This window comes from Nocardioides cavernae (assembly GCF_016907475.1).
In the GTDB taxonomy this organism is placed as follows: Bacteria; Actinomycetota; Actinomycetes; order Propionibacteriales; family Nocardioidaceae; genus Nocardioides; species Nocardioides cavernae.
The window spans coordinates 454,178-467,825 of sequence record NZ_JAFBCA010000001.1 but is presented as its reverse complement, the minus strand read 5'-3'; the positions used below and the strand labels follow the sequence as shown (position 1 = coordinate 467,825).

Sequence of the window (13,648 nt, the reverse complement as noted above, 5' to 3'; positions counted from 1 at the left end):
GTACGCCGCGTCCTCAGGTGTCGGCTCAGTAGTACCAGGGGTAGGGCGACCAGTCGGGCTCGCGCTTCTCGAGGAACTGGTCGCGCCCCTCCTGCGCCTCGTCGGTCATGTAGGCCAGGCGGGTGGTCTCGCCGGCGAAGAGCTGTTGGCCGACCAGGCCGTCGTCGAGCAGGTTGAAGGAGTACTTCAGCATCCGCTGGGCGGTCGGCGACTTGCCGTTGATCTTCCGGCCCCAGTCGAGGGCGACCTTCTCGAGGTCGGCGTGCTCGACGACGCGGTTGACCGCGCCCATCCGGTGCATCTCCTCGGCGTCGTACTCGTCGGCGAGGAAGAAGATCTCGCGGGCGAACTTCTGCCCGACCTGGCGGGCGAGGTACGCCGAGCCGTAGCCGCCGTCGAAGGAGCCGACGTCGGCGTCGGTCTGCTTGAAGCGGGCGTGCTCGCGGCTGGCGAGGGTGAGGTCCGCGATGACGTGCAGGCTGTGCCCGCCGCCGGCCGCCCAGCCGGGGACGACGCAGATGACGATCTTGGGCATGAAGCGGATCAGCCGCTGGCACTCGAGGATGTGGAGGCGGGCGAGCCTCGCCTTGTCGATGGGGCTCGGCTCCTCGGCCCCGGTGTCGGCGGCGCCGGCCGACGTGTCCTCGTACTGGTAGCCGGCCCTGCCGCGGATCCGCTGGTCGCCGCCCGTGCAGAAGGCCCACTTGCCGTTCTTGGCGCTCGGGCCGTTGCCGGTGAGGATCACGCAGCCGACGTCGGCCGCCGTACGCGCGTGCTCGAGCGTGCGCAGCAGCTCGTCGACCGTGTGGGGGCGGAACGCGTTGAGCACATCGGGCCGGTCGAAGGCGATCCGGACCGTTCCGTGCTCGCGGGCGCGGTGGTAGGTCAGGTCGGAGAGGTCGTCGAAGCCGGGCACCACGTCCCAGGCCTCGGGGTCGAAGATCTCGCTGACGCCCTCGATCGCACTCATGGTCCGGAGGCTATCCGTGCGGGTGTGGAAGAGGACTGCCGGCCGTGGTGTTGTGGCAGGCATGGCACTGACTGGAACCTATGTCCCGAGCAAGGCCGAGTGGGTACGCAAGCAGGTGGAGCAGTACGAGGGCAGCGGCGGCGAGAAGGCCAACACGCTGCCGGGCACGAAGTACCCGATCGTCGTCGTCACGTCCGTCGGTGCGAAGTCGGGCAACCTCCGCAAGAACCCGGTGATGCGCGTCGAGCGAGACGGCGCCTACCTCGCGGTTGCGTCCAAGGGCGGCGCGCCGGACAACCCGGAGTGGTACTACAACTTCGTCGCCCACCCCGAGGTCGAGGTGCAGGACGGCGCGGAGCCGCACCTCTACAAGGCCCGGATCCTGGACGGCGACGAGCGCGCCGACTGGTGGGAGCACGCCGTCGCCACGTGGCCGACGTACGCCTCCTACCAGGAGAAGACCGACCGGGAGATCCCGCTCTTCCTCCTCGAACGCGCCTGACCCGGCTCGGCCCTTGCGGGCCGGGTCGCCCCCGAGCTCCATGCACCGGTCCGAACCTTTGCTGTCACGCGGGCCCGGTTGGCCCCACAATGACGCCGTGACGACCACGCTGCCGACCCGTTCGGCCTTCGACGAGCCCGTCGAGAACCCGCCGGCGCGCTGGGTCGGCGCACTGGTGCTGCTCAACCTCGGCGTGATGGCCGGGTGGTTCGGACCGATCCAGGTCCTGCTCGCCCAGCAGGCGGACCGGGTCGCCGCCGCCGAGCCCGGCGGGATGAGCAAGGAGGCGCTGCTCGCGGTCGTGCTGTTCAGCGGCGCCGCGGTGTCGATGTTCGCCAACCCGGTGTGGGGCGCCTTCAGCGACCGTACGCGCTCGCGCCTGGGACGACGGGTGCCGTGGGTGCTCGGCGGGGTGGTCCTCGGCGCCGCGTCACTGCTGCTGCTGTCCGTCGCCGACAGCGCCGCGTCGATGATCATCGCCTGGAGCCTCGTGCAGCTCGCGCTCAACGCTGCGTGGGCCGGCGGGGTCGCGGCCGTGCCCGACCAGGTGCCCGTCGAGCGCCGGGGGCTGATCGGCGGCCTCGTCGCCATCGCCGGCACCGTCGGCGTGCTGGTCGGCATCAAGATCGCGGAGGTCACCGGCTCGATCGCCCAGGGCTACCTGGTGACCGCGGTCGTGATGCTGGTGCTGTCTGTGCCCTACCTCGTCGGCTCCCGCGACCTCGCGCTGCCGGCCGACCACCCGCTCGAGCCGATGGACTGGAAGCGGCTGGTCCGCTCGTTCTGGGTCTCGCCGCGCGAGCACCCCGACTTCGCGTGGGCATGGCTGACGCGCCTGCTGGTCAACCTCGGCAACTGGATCGCGCTCAACTACCTCTACTACTTCCTCACCGACGGCCTCGGGTTCGGCGACGACGACGCCACTGCGAAGCTCGGCACGCTCGTCCTGATCTACGGTGTGTGCACGGTCGCCACCACCGTCGTCGTCGGTCACTGGAGCGACCGCGTGGGGCGGCGCAAGATCTTCGTCATCTGGTCCGGGGTGCTCATCGGGGCCAGCTCGCTCGTGCTCGGCCTGTGGCAGGACTGGCCGGGTGCGCTGCTGGCGGCCGTCGTGCTGGGCGCCGGGTTCGGCGTCTACCAGGCCGTCGACTTCGCGCTCATCACCCAGGTGCTCCCCGGCGCCGGCGACCGGGCCAAGGACCTCGGCATCATCAACATCGCCTCCGCGCTGCCGCAGGTGCTCGCCCCCGCCATCGCCGGCCTCATCCTGGTCGTCGTACGCGAGCTCGGCGGCTCCGTCGCCACCCACGGCGACGGCTGGTCGCTCGGCTACGGCGTGGTCTACCTCGTCGGCTTCGTGCTCTGCGTCCTCGGCTCGGTCTTCGTGACCCGCATCCGCTCGGTCGCCTGACCGGGCACTTCAGCGTGTCTCAGCGCGAGGAAGTGCCCGCTCAGTGGCTGATGGTCATCGCGAGCCCGACGAGGTGCTCGAGGCGGGCGAGCTCGGAGTCGAGGAACTCCGGACCGCCGCGGCGGCCCAGGAGGACGAGGTCGTCACCGAAGGGTGCGGCGCACTCGACGTAGACCTCGTCGCCGGGCAGGCGGGTCGGCACGGGTACGCGGTCGCGGTCGATGTCGTACGCCGACGGGGCGGCGTCGGTGGCGTGGACGACCTTGGCGCCCACACCGTCGGTGCCCGGGGTGACGCGGGCGGCCCAGTCGACTCGGAAGGCGATGGGCAGCAGGTCGATCAGGCGGTCGCGCGCGGACGCGGGGTCCTCGGTGAGGGCCTCGACGACCTCGAGGTCGAGGAAGAGGTTGCCCCCGGCGGCGTAGCGGTTGATCCAGAGCACGCTGACGCCGTCGAGCGTGCCGCAGGCCGAGACCACGGAGTCGGGCATGGTGCCGGGCGACATCTCGAGGAGCACGTCGTCGACGGCGAAGCCGTCGCGCTTCTCGACGATCTCGATCGCGTCGATGTCGCCCCCGGCCTCACCGATCGCGCTCGCGACGCGACCCAGCGACCCGGGGACGTCCGGGAGCTCGACTCGCATCAGGTAGGGCATGCGAGGAGGCTAGCGGGGATCTGTGTCGTCGGCGTTTCGCTCGCGCGTCGGTGGAACGGCGTCGGACCGTGGGGCCGCCGCGAGACGTACGGCGAGCCCGCTCGCGCGCTGCGCACGTCGGCCTATCGCCGCCCGGATCGCCGCCTCCGATCCCACGACCCGCACCTGCGAGCGCGCGCGCGTGACGGCGGTGTAGAAGAGCTCGCGCGACAGCAGCCGGGAGTCCTCGTCGGGCAGCAGCACGGTGACGACGTCGGCCTGCGAGCCCTGCGACTTGTGGATGGTCATCGCGTGCATCGTCTCGACGTCGCCGAGCCGCGAGGGCGCGAGGTCGCGGGGGCCGTCGCTGGCCGCGATCACCGCGCGCGGGCCGGCCGGCGTCAGCACGATCACCCCGCTGTCGCCGTTGTAGACGCCGAGCTGGTGGTCGTTGGCGGTCACCAGCAGCGGCCGGCCGACGTAGGCGCGCTCGTGGAGGGGGTCGCCGGTGACGGCGGTGAGCCAGTGCTCGATGCGACGGTTCCAGTGGCGTACGCCGTAGGGGCCGTCGCGGTGCGCGCAGAGCAGGCGGTGGCGGTCGAGCGCCGCGAGGGCGCCGGTGACGTCGCCCCGCTCGGCCGCGTCACGGACACCGAGGGCAGCGTCGAGCGCGGTCGTGCGGACGCGGGACGCGGGGTCGGCCTCGTCGACCCACTCCACCTCGTCGTGACCTGCCGAGAGGACCGCCAGGGCGCCGTCGGCGTCACCCGTGCGAAGCGCCTCGGCGAGCGCGCGGATCTCCGGCCCGAAGCGGTGCGTGGACTGCAGCGCCGCGACCGGCGAGTCGGCGCGGCCCTGGAAGCCGCGGACCACGTCGCTCAGCACGGCACCGGCCTCGACCGACGACAGCTGGTGGGGGTCGCCCACCAGCACGAGCCGCGCGTCGGGGCGCACCGCCTCGAGCAGGCGGGCCATCTGGGTCAGCGACACCATCGACGACTCGTCCACGACGACCACGTCATGGGGGAGCCGGTTGCCGCGGTGGTGGCGGAAGCGGGTGGAGTTGCCCGGATCGGGTCGCAGCAGCCGGTGCAGCGTCGAGGCGGTCACCCCCGCGAGGCGGACGCGGTCGGCCTCCTCGAAGGCCTCGGCCTCCTGGTGCACCGCCTGCTGAATGCGGGCGGCGGCCTTGCCGGTCGGGGCGGCCAGCGCGATGCGCAGCCCGCCCGGGTGCTGGTCGAGCAGCCCGACGAGCAGCGAGGCGACCGCGGTGGTCTTGCCGGTGCCCGGGCCGCCGGTGAGCACGGTCGTCCACTGGCCGGCCGCGGCGAGGCACGCCGCGACCTGCTCGTCGTACGACGGACGCGGACGGCCGTCGGCGACGGCCGCCGCCTGCATGGCCGTGACCACGCGGTCCAGCGAGGCCCGCATCAGCGCGGGGTCGTGGTCGGGAGCGGTGGCGGCGCGCGACAGCAGGTCGTCGACGACCTGGGTCTCCTGCTCGTGGTAGCGGTCGAGATAGAGCAGGTCGTTGTCCCAGCGGACCAGGCCCGCCGTCACCAGGGGGCTGGCCGCCACGGCGCTCGACCAGTCGTCGGCCTCGGGCCAGGGAAGGTCGGGCGGGTCCGCGACGGTCGCCAGGTCGACGCAGACCGACCCGCCGCGCACCGCGCGCACGGCGAGGGCGACCGCGAGCAGCACCCGCTCGTCGCTCTCGCGGCCCAGCCGGCCGAGGGCGCTCGCGACGTGGACGTCGGCGCTCGTCAGCACTCCCGCGGCGTTGAAGGCGCCGAGCAGCCCGGTGGCGCCCAGCGCGAGGCGGGCGTCGGTGGCGTCGATCGGTTCGAAGAGGTCGGTCACTGGGCGACTCCGTCCAGCAGGTCGGAGAGGGCCGTCACCAGCGCGACCGGCGGCTCCCACGAGAACACCCCGCACGGCCGGCCGTCGACCATTGGCGTCGCGGGCCCGCACATGCCGCGCAGGTAGAGGTAGAGCACGCCGCCGAGGTGCAGGTGAGGGTCGTAGCCCGGCAGCCGCCAACGCAGGTAGCGGTGGAGCACGACCGTGTAGAGCAGCGCCTGGAGCGGGTAGTCGGAGTGGCCCATCGCCTCGTCGAGGACGGCCGGTCGGTAGTCCCACGCCGTCGCCGGCGCGGCGCGGTCGCCGAGCCAGTTGGTCTTGTAGTCGATGGTCAGGTAGCGGGTGCGACCCTCGACCGGCACCCGGACCACGACGTCGATCGACCCGGTGAGGTAGCCGAGCAGCCGCTGGCCGGCGAGGTCGGGGTCGCCCTCGAGGGTGACGGCGAACGCCAGGAGCGGGTCGCCGTCGGGCAGGTGCTCGCGGAGCAGGGGGGCGAGGTCGCCCAGCACGACCGACGCCGCGTCGCGCGCCGCCGCCAGGTCGCCACCGGCCAGGGGCACCTCGAAGTCGAGCTCGCGCAGCCGGTCGGGGAGGAGGATCTCGCGCAGGGTCAGGCCGCCCGCCAGCGGACCCAGCGGGGAGTCGCAGACCGCCACGAGGGCGTCGGCCAGCTCCTCGGCGTCGACCTCGACCGCCCACCAGGCGCGGTGCTCCTCGACCTGCGCGAGCAGCTCGGCGCGGAGGTCGGGCGCAGCCGGGTCGGTGTGCTCGAGGACCTCGTGGACGAGGGAGCCGAACTCGGCGCCCACGGGCAGGTCGGCCATCGGCGACGGCACCGCCGCCAGTTCGAGGTCGGGCTCGGGCGCGGTCGCGTCGTCGAGCGGCTCGAGGTCGGCGTCGTCGAGGTCGGGTGCGTCGTCGGGCTCGGACAGCACCCGGTCGGGCGCGCCGGCATGGGGCGCGCCGGCGGCGGACAGGGCGGAGTAGGAGGTGCGACGCCAGTCGGTGTCGACGTCGCGGTCGAAGGTCCGCACCGCCAGGGGCGGCAGGTCGCGCTGGATGGGTGTCGTGTCGACCGGCACGAGCGCCGCCACCTCGGGCTGCGGCCCGCCGGCCGACTTCCAGCGGCCCAGGATGTCGACGAGCTCCTCGTCACCGACGACCGGCTGCTCGTCGTGGACGCGGGCATGTCCCGGGGCACGCCCGAACAGCATGCGGTGGAGCGGCGCGGACGCGGTGTTGTTGGCGGTCGGGCAGTACCACGCGACGACCTGCGACTGCGCCCGGGTGAGGGCGACGTAGAGCAGTCGGAGCGACTCTCCGGCGTCCTCGTGGCGGCTCGCGGCGACGGCGGCGTCGCGCCACCGGCTCGGTCCTCCCACGTCGCGGCAGCGCTCGCCGTCGGTGTCGTGGAAGAGGGGGACGTCCTCGTCGCGCACCCACCGGTCCCACAGGGTCGGGAGGTAGACGACGGGGTACTCCAGACCCTTGCTGCCGTGGATCGTCACCAGCTGGACCGCGGCCGCGTCGGAGTCGAGCCGGCGGGTCCGCTCGGAGGCGACCTCGATCTTGTCGTCGGCCACCTGCGTCCGCAGCCAGCCGAGCAGCCCGACCACTCCGAAGCGCTCGCTGACGGCGACCTTGTGCAGGGCCTCGCCGACGTGGCGGAGGTCGGTGAGCGTGCGCTCGCCACCGACCCGCCCCAGCACCCGGGCGATCAGCCCGTCGAGCACGGCGCTCTCCAGCACGGCCGCGACCCCGCGGGCCGCGAAGACGTCGGCGAGGCGGCGTACGTGCTCGCTCAGCCCGTCGGTCGGGTCGGGCTCGGCCTGGAGGTCCTCCGCGGTGCGTCCGAAGAAGTCGGTCAGCGCGGCCGCGCGCACCCGGTCGGCGCGGTGGGGCTGCTCGAGCGCCTCCAGGAGCGTCAGCCACTGGGTGGCCGCAGCAGTCTTGAAGACCGACCCGCCGGCGTTGAGCACGGCAGGTACGCCGACCGCGGCCAGGGCGTCCTGCGCGGCGAGCAGGTCGGCCCTGCGGGCGGCGAGCACCGCGACGTCCTTGGGCTCGACCGGTCGCGCGTCGTCGCCCGCCCCGACGGTCGCGCCGCTCGTCAGCAGGCGCTTGACGTCGGCGGCGAGGTCGGTGAGGACGTGCTGGCGCCAGTCGCCGATGCGTGGCCGTCGGCGGCCGAGCTCCTCGTGGCGCACCACCCGCAACCGGAACGGAGGACCGGCTCCCTCGAGCCGGGACGCAGCGTGGTGGGCGCTCACCGGGTGGACGGCGATGCGCTGGTCGCCGAGGGCGGCACCCTCGACGAGCACCTGCAGGGAGTCGAGGAGCGGCTGGTCGGCGCGCCAGTTGACGCCGAGCGTCTGCCGGGTCGTGGCCTGCTCCGCCGCGTCGAGGTAGGTGACGATGTCGCCGCCGCGGAAGGCGTAGATCGCCTGCTTGGGGTCACCGATCAGGACCAGCGTGGCGACGCCGTGGAAGGCGCGCTCGAAGACCTGCCACTGCACGGGGTCGGTGTCCTGGAACTCGTCGATCAGCGCGACCTTCCACCGCTGGCGCATCCGGGCGCGGGCCGGGGCGTCGTCGTCGGCGAGCGCGTCGGCGAGCTGGCCGAGGAGGTCGTCGTAGGAGAGGACGCCGAGCCGCCGCTTGCGCCGGTCGATCTCGTCCAGCACGCCGCACGCGAAGCGCACCCGTGCGGCGGCCTGGCCGTCGGGGTCCTCGGCGAGCGCCTCCTGCGGGGCCACCCGCGCACGCGGATCGCCGACGACCGCGCGGGCGATGCCGAGGGCGTCCTCGCGGCTCCACGCGGCCTGCTGCTCGCGGGCGAAGAGGCCGAGGTAGCGGTCGTCGGTGACCTCGGTGGTCAGCTGCTCGAGGTCCTCCACCAGGACGGCGCCGGTGTCGGTGTCCCCGGCGACGCCGAGGCTGCGCAGGACGAGCTGGCAGAACTGGTGGATGGTCGCGATCGTGGCGGCGTCGAACGACGTCAGCGCGTCGGTGAGCCGTGCGAGCCGGACGGCCCGCTCCTCGTCGTCTGCGTCGAGCAGCCAGTCGTGCAGGCGGTTGGCGGGGTCGGCGGTCGCGGGGTCGGCCAGCACGGCCGCGGCGTCGTCGAGCTGGCGGCGTACGCGGTCACGCAGCTCCTGGCTGGCCGCGCGCGTGAAGGTGACGACGAGCATCTCCTCCAGGGTGGCGACGCCCTCGACGAGGTAGCGCGTCACCAACGCGGCGATCGTCCAGGTCTTGCCGGTGCCGGCGCTCGCCTCGAGCAACGTCGTCCCGGTGGGCAGCGGACCGCAGATGTCGAAGGTGTCCATGACGGGCAGGTCGACGGGGAGGTGGCTGGGCAGCTCGGTCACGTCAGATCCCCCGCACCAGCTCGGTCGCGAGCAGCGGCGACCAGACGCGCAGCGCGTAGTGGCCCAGGCGGTGCGGCGCCGGAGCGTCGCCCACTTCGTCGTCGGCCAGCAGCGGCGCGGCGAGGAGGTCGTAGGGGGCCTGCTCCCCCCAGGCGCGGACGTGCCACTGGTCGCCGTCCTCCTTGGGGAACCCGGTCTCGTTGAACCGCGGGGTCACCCACTCGGCGCTGGCCTTGACGTCGGGGTCGGCCTGTCCCTGCGCGCCGATCTTGAACTCCTCCGCGTAGGCCAGGCTGGTCTTGATCGGCAGGGGCAGCGGCTCGCGGTGGCCGCGCTCCATGATGGCGACCAGGTCGCGCAGGTGGGTGCGGGCGTCGACGTCGGGCATCGGCGACAGGAGCGCGCGCCGGCCGGACCGGCCCCAGCGCCCGATGGTGTGGGCGGTCCAGTTCTCGTCGGGGTGGCCAGCGGCGAGTGCGAGCGCGTCGAGCCACGCGGCCAGCCGGTGCTTGGCCCCCAGGCTGGAGTAGCTCACCGAGACGAGGTTGTTGCCGAAGACGTTGCCGACGGTGCCGGTCAGCCGGCGGTCACCGAGGTCGATGTCGACGTCGAGGGTGCGCGCGGGCCCGGTGCGCAGGGGGACCGCGGCCTCGACGAGGGGCTTCACGTTGGTGACGATGCTCGTGAGCATCGCCGAGCCCAGGTCGAGCGGGGGCAGCAGCCCGCGCAGCTGCTCGGCAGTCATCGCGGACTGCGGGTCGCCGCCGCTGAGCACGTCGCGCACCAGCCGGTCGCCGACGTCCCACTTCTCCAGGCCGTCGAGGGTGATCGGGATGGCGTCCTTGGTCTCGTCGACGTCGTAGGGCGTGGTGACGCGCAGCTGCTGGCGCAGGAAGCTGCGTACGGGGTGGGCGAAGAAGTCGTGGAGGTCGGCGAGCGTCACCTCCTGGACGGGCTCGGGTGGCGGCAGGGGCCTGGGCACGAGCGAGCGCGGCGCCGGCTGCGGGGCCCGCGCGGCCAGGGCGCCGGCGAGCGCGGTGCGATCGAAGGAGAACGGGCGGTCGAGCGCGCCCACCAGCGCGCCGGCGGTCAGGTTGGCCTCGTCGAAGGGCTGGAGCGGGTGGTGCACCAGCACGTCGTCGCGCACGGGCGCGCTGCTCGTGCGGTCGAGCGCGTCGAGGAGCTCGCCGAGCGGGACCGCGGGCGGCTTGTCGTCGTTGGTGTGCTCGCCGCGGCCGGCGTAGGTCACGACCAGCGTCTCGGTCGCCGCACCGATCGCGTCGAGGAGCAGCTGCCGGTCCTCGGAGCGGACGTCGCGCTCGCCGGTCATCGGCCGCCGGGCCAGGACGTCGTCGCCGTCGACGGCCTCGAGGCGGGGGAACACGCCGTCGTCGAGCCCGACGAGGCACACCACGCGGTGGGGGACCGAGCGCATCGGCACCATCGTGCACACGGTGAGGGTGCCGGTGCGGAAGTTGCTCCGCGTCGGCCGCCCGCGCAGCCGGTGGCGCAGCAGGGCGCGTACGTCGGCGTGGCGCAGGCGGGTCTCGTGGTCGCCGACGCCGGCCGAGATGCGGGCCAGCTCGCGGTCGAACTGCGCCACGCGCCACGCGTCGTCGGACCCGCTGAGGGTGAGCCCGTGCACCGCGCGGCCGAGGGCGGTCGTCCAGTCGGCGACGGAGGTGGCGGACGCGGCCGCGCGCACGAAGGTGTGGAGGCGGTCGACCATCTCCGCGAAGCTGCCGACGAGGTCGAGGTGGCCGTCGCCGACGTCGTCGAGCGGGAGCGTGCTGCCCACGAACCGGTGTCCCTCGCCGGACATCGCCGCACCGAGGAGGACGCGCTGCAGGCCCGAGAGCCAGGTGTTGGCATCGAGGTCGAGGCCGAACGCCGCCCGGTGGTCGCGGTCGTAGCCCCAGCGGATGGCCGCCTGGTCGACCCACCGCGCCATCCGCTCGAGGTGGTCGTCGGTGAAGCCGAAGCGGGCGCGCACCGGCTCGGTCGCCGCGAGGTCGAGGACGGAGGTGGCGGTCATCCGGCCGGCCGCCAGCTCCACGAGGTCGGCCGCGACGCCGAGGAGCGGGTTGGTGGCACCGGGCGACCGGTCGGCGAGGCGGACGCGGAGCCGGTGGGCCGGGTGCCCGACGTCCTCACGGGCCACGTCGGCGAGGCCGAAGCCGGCCGAGATGAGCGGCGCGTAGGTCTCGATGTCGGGGCACATCACGAGGATGTCGCGCGGCTCCAGCGTCGGGTCGTCCTCGAGGAGCCCGACCAGCACCTCGCGGAGCACGTCGACCTGTCGTGCGGTCCCGTGGCAGGCGTGGACCTGCACCGACAGGTCGGCGCCCGCGCGCACGCGGGTGGTGGCCTCGGCAGGGTCGGGCACCCGGTTGGCGCGGAGGTCGGCCTGCAGCCAGCCGAGCAGGGTGGCCGGGTCGGCGTGACCCGCGGGGTGCTGCTCGGCAGCCAGGTCGCCGAGCGTGCGGCGCAGCTCGCGGGAGTCGCGACCGAGGGAGGCGAGCAGGGGGTGTCCGACCACGTCGGCGGACCGGTCGTCGGCGCGCGCCACCGGCCCCACGGCGGCCGTCGGCGCCAGCGCCTCCCACAGCGCGGGGGACGGCTGCGGCAGCCACAGGTGGACGTCACGGTGCTCACCGAGCGCACGCAGCAGCTCGACCTCGGTCACGGGCAGGCGGGTGTGGCCGAACAGGGAGAGCCGGGCGGGCAGGTCGAGGCCGTCGCCACCGTCGCGCAGCCGGGCGACGGTGTCCGCGTGGCGCAGGTCGGGTGCGGGCGCCTCGACGCGGACGACGAGCCGTCGCCACAGCTCGGCCTGCCACCGCAGGTCGGGGTCGAGCGTGCCGCCTCCCCCGTCGGTGTCGTCGCCCGCCCGCCAGTCGCGGACGAGCTGCGGCCGCTGGACGGCGTAGGACGAGAAGAGCCCCGCCAGCCGCCGTGCCACGGCGTAGCGACGGGCGGACCGCTCGTCGGCCGGGTCACCGCCGCCGAGGTGGGTGGTGAGGTCCTCGAAGCCCGGCACGCCCATCGCCTCGTCGACCACCTCGAGCAGCGGCCACGCCAGCCGGTCGGGGCTCCAGGGGTCCTCGGCGTCGCGGTCGAGCAGCATCGACACCAGCGAGTGGGGCGTCCCGAAGTCGACGCCGGCGCACACGCCGTCACCGCCTCGGGCGCCCACGCCCAGTCGGTGCGAGAGCCGCTGGGTGAGCCACCGCTCCACGCCGCGCGCGGGCACGACGACGACCTCACGCGCGAACGGGTCGGGGAGCGGGGTGACCAGCAGGTCCGCGAGGCCGTCGGCGAGCGCGTCGGTGCGCTCGGCGGCGTGGAGGTGCAGGGTCACGGCGCCACCCTATGAGCGGCGACCGACACCCGCGCGGGCGGCGCGGCCGGCTGTGGACGGGAACCGGTCAGCGGGCGATGCGCCATGATCGGTGCGTGCGCAGCCTGGCCCTCGTCGTGGTGGCGCTGGTCGGCGCCCTGCCCCTCGTCGCCTGCGAGGACGAGCCGCCCCCGCCAGAGCGCCTGGAGATGACCTGGGTGGAGCACCCGCTGCCCGCGCACCCGGGCCCGCCCGGTCGTACGGTCGTGCGCGACGCCGTCGAGTGCGGCGAGGGGTGGTGGGTCGCCGGGGCGGTGTTCCTCGACCGGCCGACCGAGACCCGCGACACCCGTCCGGCGCTGTGGTTCTCCCCCGACCGCGAGCGGTGGGAGCCGGTGCCGATCGAGGCCGGCACCTACTGGGGCCGCCGGGCGATCCTCAACTCGATCGCCTGCTCGCGCGACCGGATCGCCGTGGTGGGGGCCCGCTCCGGCGGGGCCCACGGCAACCCGCGGGTGACGACCTTCTGGCTGGACGGCGACACGCTGGTTGACGTACGCACGGTGTTCACGCAGTACGGCGGCGTCAGCGCGACCAACGTCGGTCCGATCGCGGGCGGGCCGGCCGGCTGGCTGATCACGGGCAACCGGCTCTCGGGGCCCGGGGTGTGGGTCACCGACGACCCGCGCGAGTTCACCCTGGTCGAGGCCGAGCCCGGCCTGACCGACGACGGCGACCTGGAGTCGCTCGCGCAGGGCGCGGGCTGGACCGGTGAGGAGTGGCTCGTGGTCGGTGCGGGCGCCCGAACGGGCCGCCACCTCGACCCGGACCCGCTCGCCTGGACCTCGCCCGACGGCCTGTCGTGGACGCCGGAGGAGATGCCGGCGACCCCCGGGGCGCAGGACGCGCACCGCGTGACACGGCTCGACGACGGACGCGTGCTGGCCGTGGGCCGCAGCGACGACGCGTACGCCGCCTGGGTGCGCGACGACGACGGCTGGCAGGACCCGGCGGAGTTCGGCCGGATCGCGGACTCGTGGCGTGGGGCGCCGTACGTCGCCTCGCTGGCGACCACGCCGGTCGGGGTGCTGGCGAGCGTCAGCACCGGCGACCACTACGAGCTGTGGCACACCGTCGACGGTCGGGAGTGGCAGCGGGTCGAGGTCCCCCTCGAACCACAGACCGCCGGCGACCACACGTTGATGGTGGCCGCCGGCGGCGAGGTGCTGGTCGTCGCCGATGCGGGCGACGGAGGGCACGTGTGGGCAGGATCGCCCGTCAGCTCTTGAAGGCGTCCTTGATCTTCTCGCCGGCCTGCTTGACGTTGGCGCCGGCCTGGTCGCTCCGGCCCTCGGCCTCGAGCTTCTCGTCGTCGGTCGCCTTGCCGGTGGCTTCCTTCGCCTTGCCCTTGAGCTCGTCGGTCTTGTTGTCGAACTTGTCGTCCAGACCCATCGTCGTTCCTCCTGGTGTGTCGTCGGGGCGGACCAGGTGGTCCTGTCATCCAACCTGCCACGGGGGTGGGTGCACGCCACACCCGTGCGGGTGGACCGGGCC

At 74.0% G+C, this 13,648-nt stretch carries 9 protein-coding genes; 3 read left to right on the top strand and 6 right to left on the bottom strand.

Annotated elements, in window-relative coordinates; translation table 11 throughout:
• Nucleotides 1–25: 25 nt before the first annotated feature.
• Nucleotides 26–970 carry a 1,4-dihydroxy-2-naphthoyl-CoA synthase gene (locus JOD65_RS02210; RefSeq protein WP_191193954.1) on the bottom strand — a complete coding sequence of 315 codons (945 nt, stop codon included), beginning with the start codon at nucleotides 968–970 and terminating at the stop codon, nucleotides 26–28.
• A 61-nt stretch (nucleotides 971–1,031) separates the two neighbouring features.
• Between JOD65_RS02210 and JOD65_RS02205 the strand changes: the two genes are divergently transcribed.
• Nucleotides 1,032–1,472 (top strand): nitroreductase family deazaflavin-dependent oxidoreductase, encoded by a 441-nt coding sequence (locus JOD65_RS02205; RefSeq protein ID WP_191193955.1) that lies wholly within the window; start codon nucleotides 1,032–1,034, stop codon nucleotides 1,470–1,472.
• Nucleotides 1,473–1,569: 97 nt separating this feature from the next.
• Entirely contained in the window at nucleotides 1,570–2,886 is a 1,317-nt protein-coding gene (locus JOD65_RS02200) for an MFS transporter (protein ID WP_307820881.1), read from the top strand.
• Between the two features lie 40 nt (nucleotides 2,887–2,926).
• Here the strand turns inward: JOD65_RS02200 and JOD65_RS02195 are convergent, their stop codons facing one another.
• From JOD65_RS02195 to recC, 4 genes are read right to left on the bottom strand one after another with little or no spacing between them, the layout of a single operon-like run.
• Nucleotides 2,927–3,541 (bottom strand): ACT domain-containing protein, encoded by a 615-nt coding sequence (locus JOD65_RS02195; RefSeq protein ID WP_191193957.1) that lies wholly within the window; start codon nucleotides 3,539–3,541, stop codon nucleotides 2,927–2,929.
• Between the two features lie 9 nt (nucleotides 3,542–3,550).
• Nucleotides 3,551–5,380 (bottom strand): exodeoxyribonuclease V subunit alpha, encoded by a 1,830-nt coding sequence (gene recD / locus JOD65_RS02190; protein ID WP_204810907.1) that lies wholly within the window; start codon nucleotides 5,378–5,380, stop codon nucleotides 3,551–3,553.
• Nucleotides 5,377–8,754 (bottom strand): UvrD-helicase domain-containing protein, encoded by a 3,378-nt coding sequence (locus tag JOD65_RS02185; RefSeq protein WP_307820880.1) that lies wholly within the window; start codon nucleotides 8,752–8,754, stop codon nucleotides 5,377–5,379. The genes recD and JOD65_RS02185 overlap by 4 nt, the downstream gene beginning before the upstream one ends.
• Before the next feature lies 1 nt (nucleotide 8,755).
• Nucleotides 8,756–12,115, bottom strand: coding sequence for an exodeoxyribonuclease V subunit gamma (recC, locus tag JOD65_RS02180; RefSeq protein WP_191193958.1), 3,360 nt, complete (start codon nucleotides 12,113–12,115; stop codon nucleotides 8,756–8,758).
• A gap of 95 nt (nucleotides 12,116–12,210) precedes the next feature.
• On the opposite strand from recC, the gene JOD65_RS02175 reads away from it, so the two are divergent.
• The gene (locus tag JOD65_RS02175) at nucleotides 12,211–13,383 is read left to right on the top strand and encodes a hypothetical protein (RefSeq protein WP_191193959.1); all 1,173 of its coding nucleotides are present in this window, start codon (nucleotides 12,211–12,213) and stop codon (nucleotides 13,381–13,383) included.
• On the opposite strand, the gene JOD65_RS02170 is transcribed toward JOD65_RS02175, so the two are convergent.
• Nucleotides 13,373–13,546, bottom strand: coding sequence for a CsbD family protein (locus JOD65_RS02170; RefSeq protein WP_191193960.1), 174 nt, complete (start codon nucleotides 13,544–13,546; stop codon nucleotides 13,373–13,375). The genes JOD65_RS02175 and JOD65_RS02170 overlap by 11 nt on opposite strands.
• Nucleotides 13,547–13,648: the final 102 nt, after the last annotated feature.